The 26,375-nt window shown below is 63.8% G+C and carries 21 protein-coding genes; 9 read left to right on the top strand and 12 right to left on the bottom strand.

Annotated elements, in window-relative coordinates:
* Positions 1-35: 35 nt before the first annotated feature.
* The 5 genes from AC1D10_RS01650 to AC1D10_RS01630 form a co-directional block, all read right to left on the bottom strand.
* Positions 36-881, bottom strand: coding sequence for a fumarylacetoacetate hydrolase family protein (locus AC1D10_RS01650; protein WP_477268534.1), 846 nt, complete (start codon positions 879-881; stop codon positions 36-38).
* A gap of 25 nt (positions 882-906) precedes the next feature.
* Positions 907-1,638: an SDR family oxidoreductase gene (locus tag AC1D10_RS01645; RefSeq protein WP_477268532.1), complete on the bottom strand. Its 732-nt coding sequence runs from the start codon at positions 1,636-1,638 to the stop codon at positions 907-909.
* Positions 1,639-1,896: 258 nt separating this feature from the next.
* The gene (locus AC1D10_RS01640; RefSeq protein WP_477268530.1) at positions 1,897-4,269 is read right to left on the bottom strand and encodes an aldehyde dehydrogenase family protein; all 2,373 of its coding nucleotides are present in this window, start codon (positions 4,267-4,269) and stop codon (positions 1,897-1,899) included.
* 66 nt (positions 4,270-4,335) lie between these two features.
* Positions 4,336-5,391, bottom strand: coding sequence for a deoxyribose-phosphate aldolase (gene deoC / locus AC1D10_RS01635; RefSeq protein WP_477268528.1), 1,056 nt, complete (start codon positions 5,389-5,391; stop codon positions 4,336-4,338).
* A 247-nt stretch (positions 5,392-5,638) separates the two neighbouring features.
* Positions 5,639-6,466 (bottom strand): ferredoxin--NADP reductase, encoded by an 828-nt coding sequence (locus AC1D10_RS01630; RefSeq protein ID WP_477268526.1) that lies wholly within the window; start codon positions 6,464-6,466, stop codon positions 5,639-5,641.
* Between the two features lie 220 nt (positions 6,467-6,686).
* Here AC1D10_RS01630 and AC1D10_RS01625 point away from each other — a divergent pair, with 220 nt between their 5' ends.
* From AC1D10_RS01625 to AC1D10_RS01610, 4 genes are all read left to right on the top strand, one after another.
* Positions 6,687-8,771, top strand: a complete 2,085-nt coding sequence (locus AC1D10_RS01625) for a hydantoinase/oxoprolinase family protein (protein ID WP_477268524.1) — start codon at positions 6,687-6,689, stop codon at positions 8,769-8,771.
* Position 8,772: 1 nt separating this feature from the next.
* Entirely contained in the window at positions 8,773-10,512 is a 1,740-nt protein-coding gene (locus AC1D10_RS01620) for a hydantoinase B/oxoprolinase family protein (RefSeq protein WP_477268522.1), read from the top strand.
* A gap of 116 nt (positions 10,513-10,628) precedes the next feature.
* On the top strand, positions 10,629-11,405 hold the full coding sequence (locus AC1D10_RS01615; protein WP_477268520.1) for an ABC transporter substrate-binding protein: 777 nt from the start codon (positions 10,629-10,631) through the stop codon (positions 11,403-11,405).
* Between the two features lie 68 nt (positions 11,406-11,473).
* On the top strand, positions 11,474-12,589 hold the full coding sequence (locus AC1D10_RS01610) for an aminomethyl transferase family protein (protein WP_477268518.1): 1,116 nt from the start codon (positions 11,474-11,476) through the stop codon (positions 12,587-12,589).
* Between the two features lie 257 nt (positions 12,590-12,846).
* Here the strand turns inward: AC1D10_RS01610 and AC1D10_RS01605 are convergent, their stop codons facing one another.
* Positions 12,847-14,574, bottom strand: a complete 1,728-nt coding sequence (locus AC1D10_RS01605) for a BTAD domain-containing putative transcriptional regulator (protein WP_477268516.1) — start codon at positions 14,572-14,574, stop codon at positions 12,847-12,849.
* A 117-nt stretch (positions 14,575-14,691) separates the two neighbouring features.
* Between AC1D10_RS01605 and AC1D10_RS01600 the strand changes: the two genes are divergently transcribed.
* Positions 14,692-14,898 (top strand): hypothetical protein, encoded by a 207-nt coding sequence (locus tag AC1D10_RS01600; RefSeq protein ID WP_477268514.1) that lies wholly within the window; start codon positions 14,692-14,694, stop codon positions 14,896-14,898.
* 122 nt (positions 14,899-15,020) lie between these two features.
* Here AC1D10_RS01600 and AC1D10_RS01595 read toward each other — a convergent pair whose 3' ends face one another.
* The 6 genes from AC1D10_RS01595 to AC1D10_RS01570 form a co-directional block, all read right to left on the bottom strand.
* Positions 15,021-15,677, bottom strand: coding sequence for a methionine ABC transporter permease (locus AC1D10_RS01595; RefSeq protein WP_477268512.1), 657 nt, complete (start codon positions 15,675-15,677; stop codon positions 15,021-15,023).
* Positions 15,658-16,746 (bottom strand): methionine ABC transporter ATP-binding protein, encoded by a 1,089-nt coding sequence (locus tag AC1D10_RS01590; RefSeq protein ID WP_477268510.1) that lies wholly within the window; start codon positions 16,744-16,746, stop codon positions 15,658-15,660. The genes AC1D10_RS01595 and AC1D10_RS01590 overlap by 20 nt, the downstream gene beginning before the upstream one ends.
* 77 nt (positions 16,747-16,823) lie before the next feature.
* Positions 16,824-17,678 (bottom strand): MetQ/NlpA family lipoprotein, encoded by an 855-nt coding sequence (locus tag AC1D10_RS01585; protein WP_477268508.1) that lies wholly within the window; start codon positions 17,676-17,678, stop codon positions 16,824-16,826.
* A gap of 250 nt (positions 17,679-17,928) precedes the next feature.
* Complete coding sequence (locus AC1D10_RS01580) at positions 17,929-19,416, bottom strand: aldehyde dehydrogenase (RefSeq protein WP_477268506.1); 1,488 nt, start codon at positions 19,414-19,416, stop codon at positions 17,929-17,931.
* Positions 19,413-20,615 carry a cytochrome P450 gene (locus AC1D10_RS01575; protein WP_477269802.1) on the bottom strand — a complete coding sequence of 401 codons (1,203 nt, stop codon included), beginning with the start codon at positions 20,613-20,615 and terminating at the stop codon, positions 19,413-19,415. The genes AC1D10_RS01580 and AC1D10_RS01575 overlap by 4 nt, the downstream gene beginning before the upstream one ends.
* A gap of 44 nt (positions 20,616-20,659) precedes the next feature.
* Positions 20,660-22,108 carry an APC family permease gene (locus AC1D10_RS01570; protein ID WP_477268504.1) on the bottom strand — a complete coding sequence of 483 codons (1,449 nt, stop codon included), beginning with the start codon at positions 22,106-22,108 and terminating at the stop codon, positions 20,660-20,662.
* Between the two features lie 166 nt (positions 22,109-22,274).
* Here AC1D10_RS01570 and AC1D10_RS01565 point away from each other — a divergent pair, with 166 nt between their 5' ends.
* The 4 genes from AC1D10_RS01565 to AC1D10_RS01550 are packed head-to-tail and all read left to right on the top strand — an operon-like array spanning position 22,275 to position 26,366.
* Positions 22,275-23,045, top strand: a complete 771-nt coding sequence (locus tag AC1D10_RS01565; RefSeq protein ID WP_477268503.1) for an IclR family transcriptional regulator — start codon at positions 22,275-22,277, stop codon at positions 23,043-23,045.
* Complete coding sequence (locus AC1D10_RS01560; protein ID WP_477268502.1) at positions 23,042-24,331, top strand: Tm-1-like ATP-binding domain-containing protein; 1,290 nt, start codon at positions 23,042-23,044, stop codon at positions 24,329-24,331. Before AC1D10_RS01565 ends, AC1D10_RS01560 begins: the two co-directional genes overlap by 4 nt.
* Positions 24,332-24,339: 8 nt before the next feature.
* Positions 24,340-24,996, top strand: a complete 657-nt coding sequence (locus AC1D10_RS01555) for an HAD family hydrolase (RefSeq protein ID WP_477269800.1) — start codon at positions 24,340-24,342, stop codon at positions 24,994-24,996.
* Positions 24,997-25,016: 20 nt separating this feature from the next.
* Positions 25,017-26,366, top strand: coding sequence for an aminotransferase class III-fold pyridoxal phosphate-dependent enzyme (locus tag AC1D10_RS01550; protein ID WP_477268501.1), 1,350 nt, complete (start codon positions 25,017-25,019; stop codon positions 26,364-26,366).
* Positions 26,367-26,375: the final 9 nt, after the last annotated feature.

Here is a 26,375-nt window from a genome sequence, read left to right as displayed (position 1 = left end):
TCCTTCTCCCACAAGGGGAGAAGGTGGAGAGACGCCTACACGTCAGCCTTGAACGTCTGCTTCTGCTGTCCCAGGCCCTCGATACCCAACTCGACGACATCACCAGCCTTCAAAAACACAGGCGGCTTCATGCCGAGCCCCACGCCGGGCGGCGTGCCGGTCGAAATGATGTCGCCCGGGTGCAGCGACATGAACTGGCTGAGATAGGACACCAGGTAAGCGACGCCGTAGACCATGGTCTTGGTCGAGCCGTTCTGCATCGTCTTGCCGTTGACCGTCAGCCACATCTTGATGTTCTGCGGGTCGGCGACCTCGTCCTTGGTCACCAGCCACGGGCCGATCGGCCCGAACGTGTCGCAGGACTTGCCCTTGGTCCACTGTCCCTGCCGCTCGGCCTGGAAGGCGCGTTCGGACACGTCGTGGGCGACGCAATAGCCGGCGACATAATCGAGCGCGTCGGCTTCGCTGACATATTTGGCGGTCTTGCCGATGACCACGGCCAGTTCGACTTCCCAGTCGGTCTTCACCGAGCCGCGCGGGATCAGCACGTCGTCATCCGGTCCGACGATGGCCGAGCTTGCCTTCATGAAGATGATCGGCTCGGGCGGCACGGTGGCGCCGGTCTCGGCGGCGTGGTCGGAATAGTTGAGGCCGATGCAGATGAACTTGCCGGTGCCGGCAACGCAGGCGCCGATGCGGGGCTTGCCGGAAACCGCAGGCAGCGACTTCGGATCGAGCTTGGCCAGCGTCGCCAGCGCCGCCGGATCGAGCGCCTTGCCGCCGATGTCGGTGACGTGGCCGGTGAGATCACGGATCGTTCCATCCGCATCGAGCAGGCCGGGGCGTTCGCTCCCTGCCTCGCCATAGCGCAGCAGCTTCATGGTGTGTCTCCTCAGTCAGAATGGTTCAGATCGACCAGCCGCCGTCGATATTATAGGCCTGTCCGGACGTATAGGTGGCGCCGGCCAGGTAGACGGCGAGATCGGCGATTTCCTCCGGCGTGCCGAGCCGGCCCATTGGCTGGCGGGCGATAAAGGCAGCGCGGGCGGCATCGTAGTCGCCTTGCGCATGCATGCGATCCTGCAGCGACGGGCTTTCGACCGTGCCGGGGCAAATGGCGTTGCAGCGTATGCCCTTGCCGACATAGTCGGCGGCAATCGCCTTCGTCAAGCCAATGACCGCGGCCTTGGTGACGCCATAGGCGAAGCGGTTCGGCACGCCTTTGCCGGCGCCGGCAACCGAAGACATGTTGATGATCGATCCGTCACCACGCTCCAGCATGCCGGGCAGAACGGCCCTTACGGTACGGATCATGGCGCGGACGTTGAGGTTGAAGGCGAAATCGAGATCGGCGTCCTTCATCTCGAGGATCGAGCCGGAATGGACGAACCCGGCGCAGTTGAACAGCACGTCGACTTTGCCGATCTCGGCAAAGGCGGCGTTGACGGCCTCGTCATTGAGCACATCGAGCTTACGGGTCTTGATGCCGGAAGTCTTGGCGAGTTCGGCGAGAAGTGCTTCGTTGATGTCGGTTGCATGGACGACGGCACCTGCCTTGGCGAAGGCCAGCGCGCTCGCCTTGCCGATGCCTTGCGCCGCTGCCGTGACGACAACGACCTTGCCTGCCAGATCCGCCATGCTTCTTCTCCTCGTCCGCTTGGGATCGTTCGGGTCTATCGGCTGTCGGCCGGGGCGTCATGGGCCAGTCGGACGCCACTATGCGGCCTGCGCGCCTGTTAGCCCACAGATAAAGATGTTTTTTCTCGTTAAAGAACATGCATCCGGGCGTCAAGCCCGAACACGGTCACCATCGCGGCAGCGGCGCCGAAACTGCTCAAAGCGCGTTTGATGCATGTCGTTGCCCCAAAACCGCTCCGCACTTTTGGGCGACATGCATTAGTCGCCGTAAGGCACCCAGACGTTCTTGACCTCGATGGCGCGGCGCAGGAAGGCGTCGCCGGCGGCTTCGTCGGACGCCCAGTCGAGACCGCGGCCGTTGCCGCTCCAGACGCGCTTGAGGTTGCCGATGGATTCGGCCTCCGCCTTGGCGCAGGTCTCGGCATCGGCGAACACCCAGAGCCCGTCGACATCGTCATGCTTGGCCAGCACGCCGGCAAGTTCGGCCGTGCGGCCCGTCACGATGTTGATCGCGCCGGCCGGAACGTCGGAATATTCGATGACCTGATAGAGATCGGTGGCGAGCAGCGGATAGCGTTCGGACGGCACCGCGACCACGGTGTTGCCCATGGCGAGCGCTGGTGCAATCAGCGAGATCAGGCCGAGCAGCGGCGAGGCGTCGGGTGCTACGATGCCGACGACGCCGACCGGCTCGTGCAATGCCAGTGTCACGGCGCGGGCCGGCGGCTGGTGCACCCGGCCCTCGAACTTGTCGGCAAGGCCGGCATAGAGGAACAGCCGCTCGATCGACTGGTCGACCTCGTCGCGTGCCGCCTTGGCGCTGGCGCCGGTGAGCTCGGTGAGACGGTTGGCAAACTCGCCGGCGCGGCCGGAAAGGTTCTCGGCCAGATAGTAAAGCACCTGGCACCGATTGTAGGCAGTCGCCTCCGGCCAACCCTTGCAGCCCCGCGCCGCCGAAACGGCGTCGCGGATATCCTTGCGGCTGCCGAGCCCGACTTCACCGGCGAGCTTGCCCTTGGCGGTTGCGATGGCAAGTGAATAATTGCCGTCCGGCCGCACTTGCTTGCCGCCGATGAAAAGCTTTGCCGTGCGGTCGATCGTGCCGCCGTCGGACTGCTCGACAGGCTGTGCCGAGACCGTCGCGGGTTTGATGGCCGGGCCGAGCGGCAGTTTTGCCGAGAGATATTCGAACATGCCTTCGCGCCCGCCTTCGCGGCCGAAACCGCTCTCGCGGTAGCCCCCGAAACCGCAGGCGGCGTCGAACATGTTGGTGCCGTTGACCCAGACGACGCCGGCCTTCAACTGCGGCGCGACATGCAAGGCGAGATTGACATTTTCACTCCACACCGAGGCGGCCAGCCCATAGCGCGTGTTGTTGGCGAGCTCGATCGCTTCCTCGGTGTTGCGGAAGGTCATGGTCGCCAGAACCGGACCGAACACCTCTTCCTGCGCCAAGATATTAGCCGGCGAAACACCTGTGGCAAGCGTCGGCAAATGGTAGTAGCCGGAGGACGGCAGCGCGGCGTCCGGCTGCCAGCAGACGGCGCCCTGTCTGGCGCCTTCGGCGACCAGACCCTTGACCCGGTCGAGTTGTGTGGCGTCGACCAGTGGTCCGATGTCGGTGTTCTTGTCGAGCGGGCTGCCGACGCGCAGCCGGCTCATCCGCGTCTTGACCTTGGCAATGAGGGCATCGGCGATGCCTTCCTGCACCAGCAGCCGCGAGCCGGCGCAGCAGACCTGGCCCTGGTTGAACCAGATACCGTCAACCAGCCCTTCGACAGCGCTGTCGAGATCGGCATCCTCGAAGACGATGAAGGCCGATTTGCCGCCAAGCTCCAGCGACAGTTTTTTCCCTGAGCCCGCCGTGGCTTTCCTGATGATCTTGCCGACTTCCGACGAGCCGGTGAAGGCGATCTTCTGAATGCCGGGATGGTTGACGATGGCCGCGCCGGCCTCCGGGCCGCCCTGGACGATGTTGACGACACCCTTCGGCACGCCCGCACGTTCGCAGATCTCGGCGAACAGGATGGCGGTCAGCGGCGTGAATTCGGCCGGCTTCAGCACCACGGTGCAGCCGGCGGCAAGCGCCGGCGCGATCTTCCAGGCCAGCATCAGCAGCGGAAAATTCCACGGGATGATCTGGCCGACGACACCGACGCCCTTGTGGCCGGGGAAATCCCTGTCCAGCGCCTGCGCCCAGCCGGCGTGGTGGATGAAATGGCGGATGGCCAGCGGCACGTCGATGTCGCGGCTTTCGCGGATCGGCTTGCCATTGTCGATCGATTCCAGCACCGCGAACAGGCGCTGGTGGCGCTGCATGGCGCGGCCGATGGCGTAAAGCACTTTCGCTCGGCTGTAGCCTGAAGACGCCGCCCATTTCGGCAGCGCCTTGGCTGCGGCCGAAACCGCCGCGTGGATATCGGCGGCATTGGCATCGGACACTTTGGCCAGCAGCTTGCCGGAAGACGGCTCATTGGTGTCGAAGGTCTTGCCGCCGGCAGCGGCTTTCCAGTCGCCACCGATGAACAGCGCCTTGCCGAAGTCGCGCGCGGCGAGCCACGCATCGGCCTCGTTGGGGGCTTCCGGCGCCGGGCCGTACTCCATGGCGTGATAGCGGTCGAGAATGTTCATCAGGTGCCTCCTTCACCCTCCCCCTTGTGGGGAGGGGTCGATCGGCAAGCCGATCGGGTGGGTCGCTCAAGCCATCGCGTGGCGATGATTGGCCGAATAGTGACCGGTCAGGTGATGCTCGAGCTGCCGCTCGATGTCGGTCAAAAGGCTCGAGGCGCCGAAGCGGAACAGGTCCGGCTCCAGCCACGGCCGGCCGAGCTCTTCCTTCATCAGCACCAGCCAGTCGAGCGAAGCCTTTGCCGTGGAAATGCCGCCGGCCGGCTTGAAGCCGATGAGATAGCCGGTCTCCTCGAAATAGGCACGGATGGCGCGCACCATGGCGAGACCAACGGGCAGCGTCGCGTTGACACTTTCCTTGCCGGTCGAAGTCTTGATGAAGTCAGCACCAGCCATCATCGCCACCATCGAGGCCAGCATGACATTGCGCAACGTGGCGAGGTCGCCGGTGCCGAGGATGACCTTCAGATGCGCGTCCCCGCAGGCGGCGCGCATCGAGACGATCTCATTGTAGAGCTCCCGCCACTTGGCGCCGAACACCAGCCCGCGCGGAATGACGACGTCGATCTCGTCGGCGCCGTCCTTCACCGAGGCCTCGATCTCCTGCAGGCGGGTCGACAGCGGCGCAAGGCCGTGCGGGAAGGCGGTGGAGACGGCGGCGACATGGATGCCGGTGCCGCGCACGGCGTCGACGGCGGTGGCGACGAACGGATGATAGACGCAGACGGCCGCCGGCCGGATCGTCTCGCCCGCGATGCCGAGCCCCTCGACGATGTCGCGGCGGAACGGATTGATCGCCTTGGCGCACAGCCGGCGCACGCGTTCTTCGGTGTCGTTGGAATTCAGCGTCGTCAAATCCATGCAGGCGACGGCGCGCAGCAGCCAGGCTGCCTGGTTGTCAGCCTTGATCGAGCGTCGCTTGGTCAGGCTGGCGACGCGGCGTTCCAGCGCCGAGCGGTTGACGCTGCGCACCGATTCCATGAAGCCGAGATCGAGCTTCATGCCAGGGTTGCGGGCAATGCGGTGGTCCGGCGGGACGGGAGTGTTGGCGGCGGCACGCGCCGGCAGCGGCGTCACCTTCGACGCGCCGGCACCAAGCTCGGCTTCGCGGATTGTGCTGCTCATCTCCTGCCCTTTCATTCAGCGATCATGCCGAAGATAGCCCGCGAAGTCGTCCTTCACGAGTCCCTTAATGCATGTCGCCCAAAAGTGCGCAGCGGTTTTGGGACAACGACATGCATCGACAAAAACATAAGGCACGTCGCGTCAGTCGACGCGACGTGCCTTAGCCGCTCATAGCTGAAAAAGGCTGCGGATGCAGCTGGTTTTTGACCGAAAGGTCAAAATGCAGATTGAGGCGTCGGCGCCCGGCTCAGCCGACGAAAGCGCGTTCGACAACAAAACTCGCCGGATGATGCAGCGAACCTTCCTCGAAGCCGAGGCTTTCGGCCAGCTCCTTGACGTCCTTCAGCATGTGCATCGAACCGCAGATCATGATCCGGTCGGTTTCCGGATTGAGCTTGTCGATGCCGAGATCGGTATAGAACTTGCCGGATCCAATCAGCGCGGTGATGCGGCCCATGCGTGCCGAGTCTTCGCGGGTCGTCGAATTGTAGAGGGTGACGCGGCCGCCGGTCAGCTCGCCGATCAGCGGATCGCTTTCAAGCGCCGCCACCAACTCCTGGCCATAGGTGAGCTCGGCATTGTCGCGGCAGGTGTGCGTCAGGATGACCTGCTCGAACTTCTCGTAGGTGTCGGGGTCGCGCAGCAGGCTGGCGAAGGGCGCGATGCCGGTGCCGGTCGAGATCATGAACAGGCGTTTTGCCGGCGTCAGCGCGTCGACGACCAGCGTACCGGTCGACTTCTGGCGCATGATGACGGTGTCGCCGACCTGGATCTTCTGCAGTTCCGAGGTCAGCGGGCCATCCGGCACCTTGATCGAGAAGAATTCCAGCTCGTCGTCCCAGGCCGGGCTCGCCACCGAATAGGCGCGGAACACCGGCTTCTCGGCATTGGGCAGGCCGATCATGACGAACTCGCCGGAGCGGAAGCGCAGCGACTGCGGCCGGGTGATGCGGAACGAAAACAGCCGGTCGGTATAGTGCTTCACCGAGACCACGGTCTCGGCATAGACATTGGCCGGAATCGGAAACTGCAGCGGGCGGGCGCCGGCGATGTTGAGTGCGGATGTGGTGTTCATCAAATCCAACCTTCTGGCCCAATTCCGAACGCGGGCACCAAACCTTCACCTGCGCGCCCGAACCATTCAGGTTTCGGCGTGCTGTCTGCACACTCCAAAGCGGTAAGCTCTTGTGTCCGGAATTTATTAGTATACAAACGATATTTGCGTCAAGATACCAGCGTAAAACACCTTTCCAAACTGACGCATATCCGTAGTCCGGGCATTTCGGGTTTCGACAATGAAAGAGAATTTTTCGGCGCAAGCGCGCGATTCCCTGGGAAATGTGGTTGCCGGTATCGATGTCGGCGGGACCTTCACCGACCTGCTTCTGATCGACGGCCGCGACGGTGGCCGGGTGCATATCGCCAAGACGCCGACCACGGTCGACAACCAGGCTTTCGGCGTCGTGTCGGCGCTCGGTGCCACCGGATTTCCGATCGACGGCATCGACCTCATCGTGCACGGCACGACCACCACCACCAATGCGGTGCTCGAGCGCCGGCTGGCGAAAACCGGCATGATCACCACACGCGGCTTTCGCGACGTGATCGAGCTCGGCCGGCGCACACGGCCGCAGGCCTATGGCATGACCGGCAGCTTCGTACCGATCATCCCGCGCAATCTCAGGCTCGAAGTCTCGGAACGCGTCGAGGCGTCGGGCACGGTGCGCACGCCGCTCGACGAGGCCGAAATGCGCGCGGCGGTGAAGACGCTGATCCAGGCCGGTTGCGAATCCCTCGTCATTCATTTCCTGCATTCCTACGCCAACCCTGCGCATGAGCGGCGCGCCGCCGAGATCGCCGCCGAGCTCTGGCCGAACGGCTACATCACGTCGGGCCATGCGCTGCTGTCGGAAGCGCGCGAATTCGAGCGCGGCGTCACCGCCTCGGTCAACGCCTCCGTGCAGCCGATCCTCGAGCGCTATGTCGAGCGGCTGCGCAAGGAATTGGGGGCAAAAGGCTATGCCCGCGACTTCCTGATCATGAACGGCAATGGCGGCATGATCTCGGCCCGCTTCGTCACACGTGAGTCGGCCAAGACCGTGATGTCCGGTCCGGCTTCGGGCGTCATCGCCGCCGCCTATACGGGAAAACGCGCCGGCTTCGAAAACCTCGTCACCTACGACATGGGCGGCACCTCGACCGATGTGGCGCTGATCCGCAACGCCGAGCCGGCGGTGTCGAACGAGATCGAGATCGAATACGCCATGCCGATCCATGTGCCGATGGTGGCGGTGCACACGGTCGGCGCCGGCGGCGGCTCGATCGCTCGCGTCGATGCGGCCGGCTTGATCCAGATCGGTCCGGAAAGCGCCGGTGCCAATCCCGGCCCGATCTGCTACGGGCGCGGCGGCCTGGAGCCGACCATCACCGACGCCAATCTGGTGCTCGGCCGGCTGGCACCGAAGAAGCTGCTGGCGGTCGAAAATCCGGTCACCGTCGAGCGCGTCACCGGCATCTTCGAGGACAGGATCGGCAAGGCGACCGGCCTGTCCGGCGTCGAGGCGGCGGGCGCGGTGCTGCGGCTCGGCAACATGAAGATGGCCGGCGCCATCCGCATGGTCTCGGTGTCGCGCGGCCATGATCCGCGTGATTTCGCGCTGTTCGCCTTCGGCGGCGCCGGGCCGCTGCATGCGACGGCCCTGGCGCGCGAACTCGGCCTGCCGAAAGTGCTGGTGCCGGCGCGGCCAGGCATCACCAACGCACTCGGCTGCGTCGTCGCCGACCTGCGCCATGACTTCGTCAACACCATCAACCAGCCGGTTGCCGTTCTCGATGAAACCCAGCTCCACACCATATTGGAACGGCATCGAATCGAAGGCGAGGAGCTGATCGGCAAAGAAGCGGTGAAGCCGGAGACGATCCGCGTCAGCCACTCCGCCGACATGCAGTTCGTCGGCCAGACCCACATTATCAATGTGCCATTGCCATCCTCGTCGGTGACTAGGCACGAGCTGCAAAACCTGTTCGAAAAGGCCTATTTCGCCCGCTTCAAGGTCGAACTGCCGGAAATCCGCGCCAACCTGGTCAACCTCAACACCTCGGTGACCGGTGTGCGGCCCGCGATCGACCTGTCGCGATTGATCGATCCGGCGGGGCGCGGAAAAACGCTGGACGAGGCGCGGCGCGAGATCCGGCCGGTCTGGTATGGCGGGCGCTGGCACGACACGCCGGTATACGCACGCGAAAAGCTGCCGCTCGACGCGGTCATCGAAGGCCCGGCGATCCTCGAGCAGATGGACGCCACCACCGTGCTCGAACCCGGTGACCGAGCGCGCTCGGACGCCGACGGCAACATCATCATCGATATTGGCGAGGTCTGAGATGAAGCTCGACGCCATCACGCTTTCGGTTCTCCAGGCCGCTCTGCAGCAGGTCTGCGACGAGATGGACCTGACGTTTTCCCGTGCCGCCTTCTCGCCGGTTATCGCTGAAGCCAACGACCGTTCCGACGGCATCTATTCGGCGGTCGATGGCTCGCTGATAGCGCAAGGCTCGCAGGGCCTGCCGGTGTTCGTCGGCGTGATGCAGTATTCGACCAGGACGGTGATCGAGATGATCGCCGACGGCCGCTGCCTGCCGCCCGAGCCCGGCGACATCTACATCGTCAACGACCCCTATCTCGGCGGCACGCATCTGATGGATGTGCGCTTCGCCATGCCGGTCTACAGGGACGGCACGATTTTCTGCTGGCTGTCCAACACCGGCCACTGGCCTGACATTGGCGGCTCGGTGCCGGGCGGCTTCTCGGCGTCGGCGACGGCGGTCGAGCAGGAAGGCCTGCGGTTGCCACCGGTCAAACTGTTCAAGAAGGGCGTGCTCGATCCCGAGATCTACGCCATCATCTGCTCCAACATCCGCGTTGCCGACCAGCGCATCGGCGACATCCGCGCCCAGGCCGCCGCATTGCTGATCGGCCAGGACCGGCTTAACGGAATCCTGGATCGTTACGGAGATGAAACAGTTGTCGAGGCGATTGCCGAACTGCGTCGGCGCGCCGCCGAGCAGATGCGCGCCAACATATCCGCCATCCCCGAAGGCACCTACCATTCCAAGGCATTTGTCGATTCCGACGGGGTGGTCAACGAGCCGCTGACCATCGCGCTTGCGGTCGAGAAACAGGGCGACACGCTGACCTTCGATTTCGCCGGCTCGTCAAAGCCGTGCGCCGGGCCGATGAACAGCGTGCTGGCGACGACGCTGTCCTCGGTTTACCTCGCCATGCGCCATATTTTCCCGGACGTGCCGATCAGCGCCGGCGCCTTCGAGCCACTCATCGTCAAGCGGCCGGAAGGCACTTTCCTCGACGCCAAATATCCGCGCCCCGTCTCCGGCTGCGCCGCCGAAGTGTCCCAGCGCATCGCCGAGGCGGTGTTCGCGGCCATGGTGCAGGCGCTGCCCGACAAAGTGACGGCGGCCCCCGCCGGCTCCAGTGGCAATTTCGCGCTCGGCGGCAACGACCCAGCGCGCGGCCGCGATTACGTCATGTACCAGATCTCCGGTGGAGGTTATGGCGGCAATGCCGGCCATGACGGCCTGACCAATGGCTGCTCGACCATCGGTATCTCCAAATCGCCGCCGGTCGAGATCATGGAGCAGGCCTTCCCGGTGCTCTACCGCCACTATGCCTTGCGCGAGGGTTCGGGCGGCGCCGGCAAGCATCGCGGTGGTTTTGGCCTCGCCTATGAGGTCGAGATCCTGCGCGGCGACGCCCGCGCCTCCTTCGTCATGGACCACGGACGTTTCGGCCCGCAAGGCGCGCTCGGCGGCAAGGACGGCGCGGTCAACACGGTGACGGTCTTCCGCGGCGGCGAGGAACACGTGCCGCCGCATCTCTCCAAGGAGCAGGACATCGCCCTGAAGGCCGGCGACCGTGTGCGCGTCGGCACGCCGGGCGGTGGCGGTTATGGTGATCCGCGTGAGCGGGATGCCGAGCTGGTGCTGCGCGACGTGGCGCTGGGGTATTACACGTCGGAGGAAGCCGGCGAAAAATTCGGCGTTGTCTTGTCGGCAGGCGAGCTCGCCGTTGACCGGGAGGCGACGGACAAGCAGCGCGCCGGCTGATACTGCCGGCGGCTTGGATCGCCGGCCGCGCCGTGATCGGCGCATGACATGTCGTTTCCGTCTCCGCCGCGGGTATGAAAGACCGTAGACTTCTCCGGTCAACGGAGATCTCGGACATGCGTCTTTTCGGTCGTTTCGTGCTTGCCGCCTCGGTCGCCCTGGTTCTCGCCACGGGTGCCGCTTCCGCCCAGGACAAGAAGCTCAGGATCGGCACTGAGGGCGCCTATCCGCCCTTCAACTACGCCAATGCCGACGGCACGCTTGGCGGCTTCGACATCGACCTCGGCAAGGCGCTGTGCGCCGAGATGAAGGCCGAGTGCGAGTTCACCGTGCAGGATTTCGACGGCTCGATACCGGCGCTGCAGGCCGGCAAGTTCGATGCGATCATCAACATCACCATCACCCCGGAGCGGGCCGAGAAGGTCGAGTTCACCCACAAATACTACCAGACGCCGCCGGCCATCGCGGTGCCGAAGGATTCGACCATCGCCGGCACCGCCCCGGACGACCTGAAAGGCAAGGCGCTCGGCGTCCAGACCGCGACCATCCACCAGAAATTCGCCGAGCAGAAATACTCGGGCTCGACCGTCAAGGCTTACCCGACCGGTGATGACGCCCGCACCGACATGGCCAATGGCCGCCTCGACGCGATGATGGATGGCTCGATCATCCTGACCGAATGGCTGAAGAAACCCGACGGCGCCTGCTGCAAGCTGCTTGGCACCTTGACCGCCGATCCGGCCATTCACGGACCCGGCGTCGGCATCGCGCTGCAGAAGGGCGACAAGGAGCTGGCCGACAAGTTCAATGCGGCAATAGACGCACTGCGTGCCAACGGAAAATACAAGGAAATCAACGACAAGTATTTCTCGTTCGACGTCTACGGCAGCTGATCCCTGCACCAGTGCACTTCGGCGGCGCCGCCCGGCGCAGCCGATTTCCATGAATGATGGAGACTTCGTTGGCTGAGCGGCGCTCCCCCTTCTACAGCAGCATCGTCGGACTGGGCGCGACCATGGGTCGGGTCGGTGGCGATTTCATCTCGGCCAAGACCTATTCCGGCATTGCCGACGAGCACCTGAACACGCGCAGGAATGTCGGCGTCCAGGATCTCAGCACCATGGGCAAGATGGACATCAAGGGGCCGGACGCCGAGGCGCTGGTCAACCATGTCATCGTCAATGACGCAGCGGCGATGAAGCCGGGCCAGGTCCGCTATTCCACCGTCTGCCGCGACGATGGCGGCATCATGGACGACCTCACCGTGTTCCGGCTGGCGCCGGAGCATTTCATGCTGGTGACCGGCTCGGTCAACCGCCTGAAGATGCTGCCGTGGCTTTTGCATCATGCGCAGGGCCGCAAGGCCTATGTCATCGACATCACCGCGGCCATCGCCTTCCCGACCATCCAGGGGCCGCGCTCGCGCGACTTATTGAAGGCGCTTGTCGCGGATGCCGATCTGGACGGGCTCAAGCGCTGGTCGTTCGCCTCAGGGCGCATTGGTGAGACGAAGATACTGATCTCGCGCACCGGCGTGACGGGCGAGCTCGGCTTCGAACTGTTCGTGCCGGCCGACGAGGCGGCTTCGCTCTGGAACGCGCTGATGACAACCGGCCGCGACTTTGGCCTGAAACCCTATGGCGTGCTGGCGATGTTCACGCTGGGGCTGGAAAAGGCCTATCCGGCGCATGGCATCGACATGGACGAGACCCGCACGCCGTTCCATGTCGGCCTCGACCGCTGGATCAAGTTCGACAAGGGCGATTTCGTCGGCCGCGAAGCGCTGCTCAAGCTCCGCGACAACGGTCTCGACGAGCAATGGGGTGGGCTCATCCTCGACGGCGACAGGCCGGCCGCGACCGACGCCAGGGTTCTGGCTGATGGCGAGGATGCCGGCGTCGTCACCTACAGCGACCACGGCTATTCGCTGGGCAAGGTGCTGGCAACCGCGCATTTGCGGCTGCCGTTCACGGCTGTCGGCACCGAACTCAGCATCGACATCGACGGCAAGCCGACCCGCGCGGTCGTGGCGCCGATCCCGTTCTTCGACCCCGAGGGGGTGAGGCTGAGGGGCTAGCGCGGCTTGTTCCGGAAATCGCTTTTGGGCTTTCCTTTTGGGTTAAGGGAATGAACGGGTATCGTCGCGGAAAGCCGACATTCATCCATCGGGTATGCCGACAGCGAGCAGGTCTCTCCGAAGATCCTCCAGGATTTTTGGGTTGCGATACGGATCGATCAAGATGGTGCTTACAGTCACACCGGGCCTTGCCGCCAGACACTGTCTAGCTGCGTGAGCGGCGAGTTGCTCGTCACCCATTCTCAAATGACAGACCGCTAGAAACGCATAGGCCCAAATGCATAGGAATTGAGATTCCGGTAGGAGGCTATCGCCTCAGGATACCGTCCGAGAATCAGAAGAACTTGTCCGCGTAGATCCCAGAACCAATCGTAATTTAGGGGATCACGGGCGATACAGACGTCCAGATCGGACAAAGCTTCTTCATGCCGACCGAGATAGCTCCAGCACAAGCCCCGTATCGCCCTTGCCCGGGTTTCGTTCGGGTTAAGGTTCACACCCTGCTCAAGATGCAGCAGCGCCTCCTCTAACTGTCCCATGAAGATCAGCGTGTGACCCGCCGCAATATGGCTCCATGCCTCTTTCGGCCCAAGCTTTAGAGCGCGGCGAGCATGGGCAAGAGCGATCTTGAGCGTATTCCCGTCCCCCTCAAGCAGCCATTTGCTTGTGAGTACAGTCGCCATCATTGCATGGATGGTAGCGACATTCGGGTCGAGCTCAATCGCCCTGGCAAGATAGGGCTCTGCTTCCAGCGTAGTGTCATAGCGAACCATCCGAACGCGAGCCTGAAGATACAGATCGTAGGCATCGAGCTGGGTGATCGGAAGGCGCCGGATCTTCTCCACACCCGAAGTTCGGATTGTGCCGACGACGGTGATAGCGACACTTCTTGCGATCTCCTCCTGGAGCTCAAAAATATCTGTCAGCTCCCGATCGAATCGATCGGCCCAGATTTGATTGCCGGATCTGGCCTCTATGAGTTGCGATGAGATCCTCACCCTGTCGCCGGCACGGCGAATGCTACCCCGAAGCAGGTAGTCGACGGACAACTGCTTCGCGATGGTGACGGCATCGACAATCTTTCCCTTGAACACAAAGGAGGAATTGCGGGCTATGAGATGAAGTTCACCGAATCGCCCCAGTTCGGTGATGATGTCCTCGGTGACCCCGTCGCTGAAATATTCCTGGCTGGGGTCGCTGCTCATATTCTCGAATGCAAGAACTGCAACGACTGGCCCGCGGCTTGATGCGCCACCGGTCTGCGGTCTGGGCGTCTCGTCCATGCTCCTGCGCAATAGCCGAAGCTCGTCACCTGGCTCCAGGTTCAGCTCGCGCTTCAGCAACAGCTTGCACGCCTCATACTGCTTGATGGCGAGCGCAGCCTGACCCGAGGCGATATGCGCCCGCATCAGTGCGGCATGCGACGGCTCCCGCAGCGGATCAAGAGCAACCAGCCGTTCGGAAATAGCAACGCGCTCGGCACCGCTCACCGATTCAGCCAAAACTTGGAACACATCGATTGCGCGCGAGGACAGGTCGGCACGGACTTCGCGCAGCCAATCCTCGAAAGCGTTGTCGGACGTGCTCAACCCATCAAGAAAAGGTCCGGCATAGAGGGTGGCTGCCCGCCGAAGATCGGCTGTATCGCGGCTCGCGGATGCAGCGACGAATTCAGTTACGTCGACGGTGAACAATTTCGGATTGAGCGCGACGCGATCTCCGACCAGGACCAAGGCATCGGCTCCCAACCCGGCAAAGTCTTTGCGGATAGCAGCCAGGGCCTGGCGCAGGCTGTTTCTCGCCTGCTCCTCACCTCGATCGCTCCACAGAAGAGCAGCCAGCTTGTGACGCGTCACCTCCTGGTTCGGCGCTACGGAGAGAATGCCCAGGAGTGCTCTATTCTTCTTGGCGGGCATCTCCAAGGGTTTCCCCTGCGGCGACGTCAGGTGAAAACCACCCAGGAGATCGAGCCGGGCCGGGCTCATCGCGATGTACTCTGAATTTCTGCTTTTTTCGCGATATTCACGAGCTTTTCACAGGCATCTCACGCCCCGCATTCGATGTTGCCTCTCGCAACTAACAACATCCGAGAGGAAACTCCAATGTCCATCGTCACAGAGGTTTTGGGAAAGGCAGGTGAAACGCTCGCGAACGAACTGCCGAAGTGGCGTAAGGTCCACCTTGGCCGATTTTTGTACAGCATAGCAGCGGCATATGCCTCTGCGACCTGGAAGGCTTACGGGGTGGCTACTGGCCTTGGTGCGAATAGTCCAGGACGTCAACCTGACGACGACGTCGGCAACTACTGAACTTCTTCGTCCCAACCTCGCGACGCAGACCTCGTCCAAGTCATGATCTGCGGGCTTTTTGGTTCAGAAAGCACAGCTAGAGGCTCGTATGGAAGGCAACGTCCCCAATCGGCGGCCAGTCCTTAGGACCGCCGATCCAGCCTCGCCACCAGCCGGTCGCCCGCCCACTGGATGCCGCAGACCAGGATGATCAGCACGATGACCACGGCGATCATGACTGACGTTTCGAAGCGCTGATAGCCGTAGCGGATAGCGAGGTCGCCGAGCCCGCCGGCACCGATGGCGCCGGCCATGGCCGAGGCTCCGATCAGCGTCACCAGCGTTACCGTGAAGCCGGCGACGATGCCGGGCAGCGCTTCGGGCACCAGCACCTCGCGGATGATCGTCCAGCGGTTGCCGCCCATGGCGCGCGCCGCTTCGATCAAGCCGCGGTCGACCTCGCGCAGGGACACTTCGGCGATGCGCGCATAATAGGGCGTGGCGGCGATCGACAGCGGCACGATCGCCGCCCAGGTGCCGATCGAGGTGCCGACGATCAGGCGTGTCACCGGGATCAGTGCCACCAGAAGGATGATGAAGGGCACCGAGCGGAAGCCGTTGATGACGGCGCCGAGCGCGCGGTTCAACCACAGGCTTTCGGCAATGCCGCCGCGTTCGGTGACGATCAGCGCCAGCCCCAGCGGCAGGCCGAAGACCAGCGAGATCAGGCCGGACGCGGCCGTCATCAGCACGGTTTCCCAGATCGAACGCAGCAAAAGCTCAAACAGGATTGGCGACATGGCCGAGCACCTCCACCCGCGCCTGGCGGGCCTTCAAGAATGTGATTACGTGCGCGAGATGTCCTGCGTCGCTGCCCGGCACGGCCAGGAACAGCGTACCGACAGGCTGCTGCTGGATATGGTCGATGCCGCCATGGACGAGGCGGAACGAGCCCGGAACAGCAACGGCAAGGTCGGACAGCAGCGGACCGCGCGCCGCTTCGCCGGCCACGTCGACGCGCAGGATTGTTTCCGTGCCGGCTGACGGCACCAGCCGGGCTGCGAGTTCTGCCGGCAATTGCGGCCGGATGGCGCCGAGCAGGCTTCTTGTGATGTCCGAGCGCGGGTCGGCAAACACCGACCAGACCGGCCCTTCCTCGACGATGCGCCCGGCATCGATCACCGCCACACCATCGGCAATCGAACGGATTACCTCCATCTCATGGGTGATCAGCAGGATGGTCAGGCCAAGCTGCCGGTTGATGTCTTTCAGCAAGGCAAGGATCGACCGCGTCGTCTCCGGATCGAGCGCCGAGGTGGCTTCGTCCGACAGCAGCAGCGCCGGCCGCGCCGCAAGCGCCCTGGCGATGCCGACGCGCTGCTTCTGGCCGCCTGACAGTGACGCCGGATAGGCCTTGGCCTTCTTCGACAGGCCGACGAGGTCAAGCAGTTCGGCGGCCCGTTGCAGCCGCTCGGCCTTAGGCCGCCCCTCGATCTTCAGCGGCAGCGCCACATTGTCCTCGACCGTCTTGGCCGACAGCAGGTTGAAATGCTGGAAGATCATGCCGATGCGCCTTCGCAGCGGCTGCAGATCGCGCTCGCGGAGCCGGCTGATCTCGCGACCCTCGATGAACACCTCGCCGGAATCGGGCCGTTCCAGCCCGTTCAGGCAGCGGATCAGAGTCGATTTGCCGGCGCCGCTGCGGCCGATGATGCCGAGGATCTCGCCCTTGCGCACCGTCAGCGAGATGCCATCGAGTGCCGGCGTGGTGCCAAAGCGGCGCTTCAGGTCGACAAGGCGCACAACGTCCTGCGGTGTTGCGGCGGCCTGGTCCGTGGTTTCGGCTGTTGCGGCAAAATGCTGGTTCATGCGCATATCCCAAAAATACGATTGCGGCCCGCGCGTTGCGCGGACCGCCTTCCCAGTCAAAGCAGGCACATTATCCCCTAGTAGGCGCTGAGGCCGGTGCCCTTGTAGACCTTGTCGAACTCGGCCTTCACCGCCTCGTTCTGATAGGACGCGACCAACGTCTTGACCCAGCCCTCGTTCTCATTGCCGGCCTTCACCGCGATGAAGTTGCGGTATGGGTTGTCGGCGATGGGCTCCTGCGCGATTCGATTTTCCGGCGTCAGGCCACTTTTCAGCGCCCAGTCGGTGTTGACTACCGCCGCGTCGAGATCCTCCACCGAGCGGCCGACGATGCCGGCGTCGAGTTCCTTGATCACCACCTTCTTGGCATTTTCGGCGATGTCGGCGGTGGTGGCGAGAATGCCGGTGCCCTCCTTCAGCTTGATCACGCCCTCGTTCTGCAGCACGCGCAGCGCCCGGCCTTCATTGGATGGATCGTTCGGCACGCCGATCACCGCGCCCTCGGGCAGGTCGGCGACCTCTTTGTACTTCTTCGAGTAGAGGCCGATCGGCCAGACGCCGGTGTAGCCGACGCGAACGATATGGTAGCCCTGCGTCTTGATCTGATTGTCGAGATAGGGCTGGTGCTGGAAGGCATTGGCGTCGATTTCGCCGCGCTCCAGCGCCTCGTTGGGCTGGGTGTAGTCGTTGAACACCACGGTCTCGATGGCGAGGCCCTTTTCGGCCGCCTGCGCGACGACGACCCGCCACACGTCCTCGTCCTCGCCGCTGATGATGCCGACCTTGATCGCCTTCTTGTCCTCGGCGAACGACGCATGGGGCGCCATCAGGCTGCCGATGGCGACGGCCGATGCGAACAGCAGAGCAAGGCCGCTGCGCCGGTTGAGGGGTGACCAAAGGGAAGATGGAAAAGTGTTTCTGAAGTCAGTCATGATTGATCTCTGCGGTTGTGAAGTCATGCAGCCAGGTGGATTGCCGAGCCTTGATCACATCGTCAGAAATTCTATCGACTTTATCAAAGAACGCGTTTCGCCGTTCTCGTCAAAGCCGGGAATATTCTCTCAAAGTTTTCAGGAGAGTGAGCACAAGACGTCGCCGGACGACCGCAGCGGGCTGCGCTGCGATCCGGTACGCCTTGGCGGGAATGTCAGATTCGGAGGGAGACCAGCGCTGACGCAGATCTCAAAGCGCGATCCATGCCGTCTTCAGATCGAGATATTTGTCCATCGCGTGCAGCGACTTGTCGCGGCCGAAGCCGGACTGCTTGACGCCACCGAGCGGCACGGTGATGTCGGCGCCGCCATAGGTGTTGACGTGGACGACGCCGGCATTGATGGCGCGCACCATGCGGTGGGCGGTGGAAAGGTTGGCGGTCCACACCGCTGAGGCAAGGCCGTAGACGGTCGAATTGGCAAGGCGCACCGCTTCGTCCTCGGTCTCGAAACGCATGACGCCGAGCACCGGCCCGAACACCTCCTCGCGGGCAAGCTGCATCTCTTGCGTCACATTCTCGAATATCGTCGGCGCCATGTAGCTGCCGCCGGTCTCAGTAAGAATGCGTTCGCCACCGGTGACGAGACGGGCGCCCTCAGCCTCGGCTCGGGCGACGAAGTCGAGATTCTTGCTCAGCTGTTCGGCGCTCGACACCGCGCCGACGTCGCTCGAGAGATCGAGCGGATCGCCAACCTTCAGCCGTGTGGTTGCCGAGAGAAGCTCGTCCATGAAGCGGTTATAGACCGACGATTGAACAAGAAGGCGCGAGCCGGCAACGCAGACCTGGCCGGAATTGCGAAAGATGCCATTGGCCGAGACGACCGCCGCTTGTTTCAGGTCCGAGGCATCGGCAAAGACGATGTTGGGCGACTTGCCGCCGAGTTCGAGAAAGACGCGCTTCAGATTGGAACGCGCGGAGTATTCGAGCAGCCGGCGGCCGACCGGCCCCGAGCCGGTGAAGGCGATGGCGTCGACATCCATATGCACGCCGAGCGCTTCACCGGTTACCGCACCGCGCCCGGTGACGACATTGAGCACACCGGCGGGAAGTCCAGCCTCGCTGGCCAGCTCGGCCAGCCGCAGCAGGGTGAGCGAGGCGATCTCAGGCGGCTTGACCACCACGCAATTGCCGGCGGCCAGCGCGGGCGCGATCTTCCAGGCGCCGATCATCAGCGGAAAATTCCACGGCACGATGACACCGACGACGCCGAGCGGCTCTTTGTGAATCAGCCCGAGCACATTGTCGGCCGTCGGCGCGATCTCGCCATAGATCTTGTCGATCGCCTCGGCATAGTAGCGGATGGTACCAGCCGCCGAGAGCGGTTCCGCCTTGTAGGCCATGCCGATCTCGGTGCCATTGTCGCGCACGCCAAGCACCGCCAGCTCGTCGGCATGCTTTTCGACCAGCTCGGCGAGTTTTGTCAGCACTTTCTTGCGAAAGGCGGGTGCCGAGCGCGACCACGAACCGTTCTCGAAGGCCTTGCGCGCCGACCGGACGGCACGGTCGATGTCGGCGGCATTGCCGTCGGCGATGCTGGCGAAGGGGCGACCGTCGATCGGCGATATCACCGGCAGCGTCGCGCCGCTTGTCCCTTCGGTTTGTTCGCCATCGATGAACAGGCCCCGCGCGCCGATTTCCGTCTTGCGCAGCGTGTCGATGGCATTCTGGCTGATCATTTGGGATTGGCTCCGAAACTAACATGCAATGTGGTTGGCGCCCGGAATTCCCAGCCGCGAAACACCGGCTCCTTGCCCGGCACCAGGCGGAGATCGGGGAAGCGCAGCAGCAGCAGCCTTACCGCAAGGCACATCTGCTCGCGCGCGAAAAACCGGCCCGAACAGAAATGATGGCCAAAGCCGAAGGCGGCATGGTTGCCTTCGTCGCGGTTGATATCGAAACGGTCGGGGTCGGCAAAGCGGCTCTCGTCGCGGCTGGCCGAGGAGACAAGTGCCGCGACCGCGGCGGCGGCCGGGATCGTCACGCCGCCAAGCTCGACCGCCCGCGTCGTCTGCCGCGTCTGCGTACCGATCGGCGCGACCCAGCGCAGACCCTCGTCGACGGCCTTCGGCACGAAGATTTCCAGGTCGTCGAGGACCTGCCGCAATTGTGCGGGATGCGAAAGCAGGCCGGCGAGGATCGAGCCGGCGCCATGTCCGGGCTCCTGCATGCCGCCGAGCAGGATGACCTTGATGCTTGGCATCAGGAAGTCGATCGGTCGCGTTGTGCCTTCCGGCATGCCGTCATGCAGCATGTGCGACAGCGCGGAGTCATCGGGCTCACGCGCAAGCCGCTCCAACGTCGGCAGGATGGCGGCGCCGACCTCAGCGCTGATCGCATCGGCGATCTCCTGCCGCTTGGGATCGTTCTCGAAATTGATGGCACCTTGGGCAAGGCCGTAAAACCAGCGGCGCAGCGTCGGCATGTCGAAGTCGGCAAGGCCGAGCGAGCGCGCCAGGCTGAGCGTCGACACCGGCTCGAAATAGTCGGCCATCAGCTCGGCCGAGCCGCGTTCGGCGATCTGGTCGAGAAAAGGTTTGGCGATCGACCGCACGAGATCGCCGGCATAGGCGGCGACGGTGCGCGGCCGGTACTTCGGGTCGACACCTCCGCGCAATTGCTTGTGCGTCTCGCCGTCGGTGGTCAGGATCGTCGGCTTGCCGAACGAGCGCTCGACGGGCGATGAGCCGACGACGGCGGAAAAGATGTCGGGCGATTTCGCCACGCTCTCGACATCCTTCCAGCGGGTGACGAACCACAGATTGACCGCCGGCACAAAGGCGACAGGGGCGCTGCGCCGGAGCTCGGCATAGATAGGATAGGGATCGGCCTCCAGCGCCTCGACGGTGATGTTTTCGGCAAAGCTCAAGGCCGCCACTCCCTTTGCGTGAGGGGGCGGCATGACCGCCCTTTCTGCTTTGCTCAATCTTTCAATGGCTGGCCGAGGTTTTCGAAGGCGACCGGATCGCGGCTCTTCAGCGCGCTCGCCAGCAGCAGGCCGACAACCGCCGCAATCAGCACGAGCCCCGGCAGGAATACGCCGAGGAAGCCGCTGGCGCCCGACAGGCCACCGAAATTGATGACGATCAGATAGATGATGACGACGAAGGCGATGAAGGTCAGTCCGGGCAGGATGGAGGTCTTCAACGCATTCTCCTGCGCAGCCGGATTGGCCCGGAAGAACATCACCACGGCGAGCGACGCCACCGCCATCATGACGATGACGCCGAGCGTCGCGACATTGGTCAGCCACGAAAACAGTGCCAGCACCGGATCGAGGCCGAGCACGGCGAACAGCCCGACGACGATTGCAGCGAGCACGCTCTGGATGACCGAGGCGACATGCGGGCTCTGGTGCACCGAATGCGTCACACCGATCGTTTGCGGCAAAAGCTTCTCGCGACCAGAGACATAGATGTAGCGGGCAACCGCGTTGTGGAACGCCAGCACGCCGGCAAACAGGCTCGACACGAACAGGATGCTCATCGCCTGCGACAGCATCGTTCCGGCATAACGATCAGACAGGCCGAACAGGAAGGTCGTTGGATCCTGCAGCCCCTGCAGCGCCGGCAGCAGCTTGTCGACACCGGCGCCGACCGCCATCAGCCATGCCGTGACCATGTAGAAGACACCGATCAGCAGCACGGAGAAATAGGTGGCGCGCGGAACCGTGACCTCGGGGTCGCGGGCTTCCTCGGCATAGATGGTCGTCGCCTCGAAACCGATGAAGGCGGCAAAGCAGAACAGGATGGCGATGGCCGGCGCGCCTGATGTGATCTGGCTCCAGCTGAACGGCGCCATCGACAGGCCGCTATCGCCACCGGTCTTGAGGATGGCGACGTCGAGGACCAGCACCACCAGATATTCGCACAGCACCAGCACCGTCAGGATCTTGGCCGACAGGTCGACCTGCCGGTAACCGAGCACGGCGACCAGCGCGATGGCGATGAAACTCCACACCCACCAGGGCAGGTTGATGCCCCAGCCGGCGAACAGCCCTGATGTGGCCGCACCGAGCAGGCCCATGACGCCGATCTGCATGGCGTTGTAGGACAGGATGGCGATCAGGGCCGTGGCGCCGCCGGCCAGGCCGCCGAGCCCGCGCGCCGCATAGGCATAGAAGGCGCCGGCATTGCCGACATGGCGCGACATCGTCACATAGCCGACGGCGAACAAAAGCAGCAGGATGGTCACGATGAGATAGGTGCCGGCGAAGCCGGCGCCATTGCCCATCAGCATGCCGAGCGGCGTGCCGCCGGCGACCGCGGTAAGGGGAGCCGCCGCTGAAATCACCATGAAGGTGATGGCGCCGACGCCGAGACTGTTCTTGCGCAGCCTGTTGGCTGGCGCCTGCTCCGAAACTGCTGACATTGGTCCCTCCTGTATGCGAACCCTCAGGCTCGCCGGCCGATCGGCCTGTCCCATGCGCTCTGGATGTCGGTTCATTATTTGAACCCTTATTTTGAATATAGACTTGCAAACAAAGCCGATGCCTGTCAAGTTAATTCACACGTTAAATGATTATCCGGAGGCAGGGTTGGGTACGGTCGGCAAGGCGATTTCACTTCTGGAGCTGTTCACCGTCGACGAGCCCGCGCTCGGACTGTCCGACCTGGCGCGCCGGTCGGGCTTCGACAAGGCGACGACACGACGGCTGCTGTTGGCGCTGACCGGCCACGGCTTCGTCGAGCAGGATGCCGCCACCCGGCACTATCGCCTCGGCGCCGGTCTGTCGCGGCTGGCGCGCATCCGCGAGGCGCGCTTTCCCTTCCTGCAGACGGCGGTTCCCCTGGTGCGGGATCTCGCGGCCTCGACCGCAGAGACCGTGCACCTCTCGGAATTCGGCGTCGACACGCTGGTTACCGTCCATGTCGAACATCCGGCCTGGGCAAATCGGGTCAATGTCGATATCGGCCAGCTTTTGCCCTTGCACTCCACCGCATCGGGCATCGCCTACCTGGCCTTCGCCCGCGACGAGACCGTCAAGGCATGCCTGACGGGCTCGCTCGATGCCTTCACGGCGCATACGCTCATCGAGCCGGCCGCTATTTCCCGCTCCATCGGCGAGACGCGTGACCGCGGCTATTCGATCTGCGATCAGGGTTTCGAGGAGGGCGTGATCAGCGTCGCGGCGGCGATCCGCGCTGCGGACGGCTTTGCGCTCGGCACGATCGCGGTGGCGGCGCCAAAGGCCAGGACGACGGCGGCGGCGATCGCGGAACGGGGACTTGCGGTGATGGCCGCGGCACGGGAGATTTCGATGCGCCTCAATGGCGAAAACCTGCAAAACCTGAGGAGGCAGGCATGATGTCTGCAGAGGCGGCAACGGCGCCCCGCATCCTGGTGATCGGCACGGGTGACACCAAGGCTGATGAGCTTCAGTTCATGAAGCAATGCATCGAGGCCTCGGGCGGCAGCGCGGTGATGATGGATGTCAGCGTGCTGGGCGACCCGCCCTACAGCCCGGATCACGACAAGCACGCCGTCGCCCGGGCCGTGGAAGTGACGATCGCCGAGATCGTCTCGAGCGGTGATGAAAACACCGCCATGACACTGATGGCCGGCGGCGCCGTGCAACTGGCGCGTCAGCTTCATCAACGCGGCCAGATCGACGCCTTCATCGCCATCGGCGGCTCGATGGGAACCGACCTGGCGCTCGATGTCGCGCTTTGCCTGCCGCTCGGCGTGCCGAAATTCGTCGTCTCGACCATCGCCTATTCGCATCTCATCCCGCCCGAACGCGTCGCGCCCGACCTGATGATGATCCTCTGGGCAGGGGGGCTCTATGGCCTCAACAGCATCTGCAAGCTGGTCCTGTCGCAAGCCTGCGGCGCGGTCGTCGGCGCGGCGAAGATCGTGCTGGCGTCGCGCACGTCAGCACCCGCCATCGGACCGACCATCGGCATGACGTCGCTGGGCAGCAGCTGCCTGCGCTACATGAAGACGCTGAAGCCTGCGTTGGAGCGGCGCGGCTATGACGTCGCCGTCTTCCACACCACCGGCATGGGCGGCCGCGCCTTCGAATCGATTGCCGGACAAGGGCACTTCTGCGCGGTGTTCGACTTCAGCCTGCAGGAAATCACCAACCATCTCGCCGGCTCCGTCGTCAGTTCCGGCGCGGACCGCCTGGAAAATGCCGGCGCCCGTGGAATTCCGCAGATCGCCGCGCCCGGGGCGGTCGACATGGTCGACCTGCCGACCTGGCAGGATTTGCCGGCTAAGTTCTCCGAGCGCCCGTTCCATGCCCACAACCGGCTGATCGGCTCGGTCACAGTCGACGCCGACGATCGTCGCCAGGTCGCCAGAACCATCGCCGCCAAGCTCGGCGCGGCGAAGGGGCGCTCAGCCTTCATCCTGCCCTCCGGCGGCATCCAGGAATGGGACATGCAGGGCGAGCCGCTGTATGAGCCCGAAGCCCTTGCCGCCTTCGTCGACGAAATGCGCAAGACCATTCCCGCAGGCGTCGAGTTCCATGAGATCGACGCCCACATCAACAGCGACGACTTCGTCGGCAAGGCGCTCGAGATTTTTGACCGCTGGGTCGAGGAGGGCATTGTCCCGCGCGGCACACCAGTTAAGGGAGTCGCCGCGTGAGCACTCCTTTGGCCCAGGCGCTGGTTCTTGATTTCGGCGGTGTCGTCACTCGGACGCTGTTCGAGACACATGCGCTGACCGAACAGGCGCTCGGCCTCATCGAGGGAACGTTGCAATGGCGCGGGCCGTTCGATCCGGACAGCGATCCGCTGTGGCGCTCGATGCAGGCCGACGAGATTAGCGAGCGCGACTACTGGCGCACCCGCACCGGTGAAGTCGGCCGGCTCGTCGGCGAGGATTGGCAGGCGATGGAAACCTTCGTCCAGCGTGCGCGCGGCGCCGAACCGGAGAAAGTGGTGCGGCCCGAGGCCGACAGTGCCATCCGCGCCGTCCATGCGGCGGGTTTTCGGCTCGCAATCCTGTCCAACGAGCTCGACCTGTTCTATGGCGCCGACTTCCGCCGGCGGCTGCCGCTGCTCGGCCTGTTCGACTTCATCATAGACGCCACCTATACCGGCATCCTCAAGCCCGATCCCCGCGCCTATGCCTTCGTCACCGAGGCGCTTAGCCTGCCTGCCGAGTCTTGCGTCTTCGTCGACGACCAGCAACGCAATGTCGATGGCGGTCGTGCCGTAGGCATGCGCACCGTTCATTTCGACGTTGCGCGGCCAGCACTTTCCTATGCCGAGGCCCTCGGCCATTTCAACCTCGTCCCGGCCGTCTGAGACCATTTGCGGAGCCTGTCATGCGCGACATCAATTTCCTCACCGAGACAAACGCCAAGCCGATCTGGCATCCGATGGCGCATCCAGCCGAGATGCGGGCCAATCCGCCGAAGATTATCATGAAGGGTGAGGGTGTCACCGTCACCGACATCGACGGCAACAGCGTGCTCGACGCGGTCGGCGGCCTGTGGAACGTCAATCTCGGCTACAGCTGCGACCCGATCAAGAAGGCGATCGCCGACCAGCTCGGCGCGCTGCCCTACTATTCCGGCTTTCGCGGCACCTCGACCGGACCGTCGATCGAGCTCGCCTACGAGCTCAGTGAATGGTTCGAACCGGAAGGCATGGTGCGGACGTTTTTCACCTCGGGCGGCTCGGATTCGGTCGAAACCGCGCTGCGGCTGGCCCGGCAATACTGGAAGATCCGTGGCCAGGGCGACCGCACCAAGTTTCTCGCCCTGAAGAAGGGCTATCATGGCACGCATTTCGGCGGCGCGTCGGTCAACGGCAACGCCAATTTCCGCCGCAACTACGAGCCGCTGCTGCCCGGTGTCTTCCACATCCCGGCGCCGTGGACCTTCCGCAACCCTTTCGACGAGGCCGACCCGGAACGCCTGGCGAAACTGTGCGCCAAGGCGCTGGAGGACGAAATCGCCTTCCAGGGCGGCGACACGATCGCCGCTTTCATCATGGAGCCGGTCCTGGGTGCCGGCGGCGTCATCGTCCCGCATGAAAGCTTCATGCCGCTGGTGCGTGAAATCTGCGACCGCCACGAAATCCTGCTGATCGCCGATGAGGTGGTGACAGGCTTCGGCCGCTCGGGCGCATGGTCGGGCTCGCGGCTGTCGGGCGTGAAGCCGGATTTCATGACCATCGCCAAGGCGATCACCTCGGGCTATTTCCCGCTCGGCGCCACGTTGATCGGCGCCAAGGTGGCCGATGTCTTTGAAACCGATAAGACCAGCTTCGGCTCGATCGGCCATGGCTATACCTATTCCGGCCACCCGGTCGGCTGCGCCGCGGGGCTGGCGGCCCTTGCCGAGACAAAGCGGCTTCGCCTGGACGAGAACGCGGCCGCGCGGGGCATCGAGCTGGCAGCCGTGCTGGAAGGGCTGAAGGCAAGGCACGCCATCGTCGGCGATGTCAGGTACAAGGGCCTGATGGCGGCGCTCGAACTGGTCTCGGATCGAACCACCAAGAAGCCTGCCGACAAGAAAACCATGGCCGTGGTTTCGGAGGCGGCTTATGAAGCCGGCGTCATGCTGCGCGTCTCCGGCAACAACATCATCCTGTCGCCGCCGCTCATCATCAGCGCCGCCGACGTCGCGAAGATCGGCGAAGCGCTGGATGCTGGCCTGTCGAAGTTCTGACGGATTAGC

Source organism: Mesorhizobium sp. P2_A8, from assembly GCF_056404935.1.
Note: the sequence above shows the minus strand (reverse complement) of the source record. Positions and strands in the feature narration are given on the sequence as shown.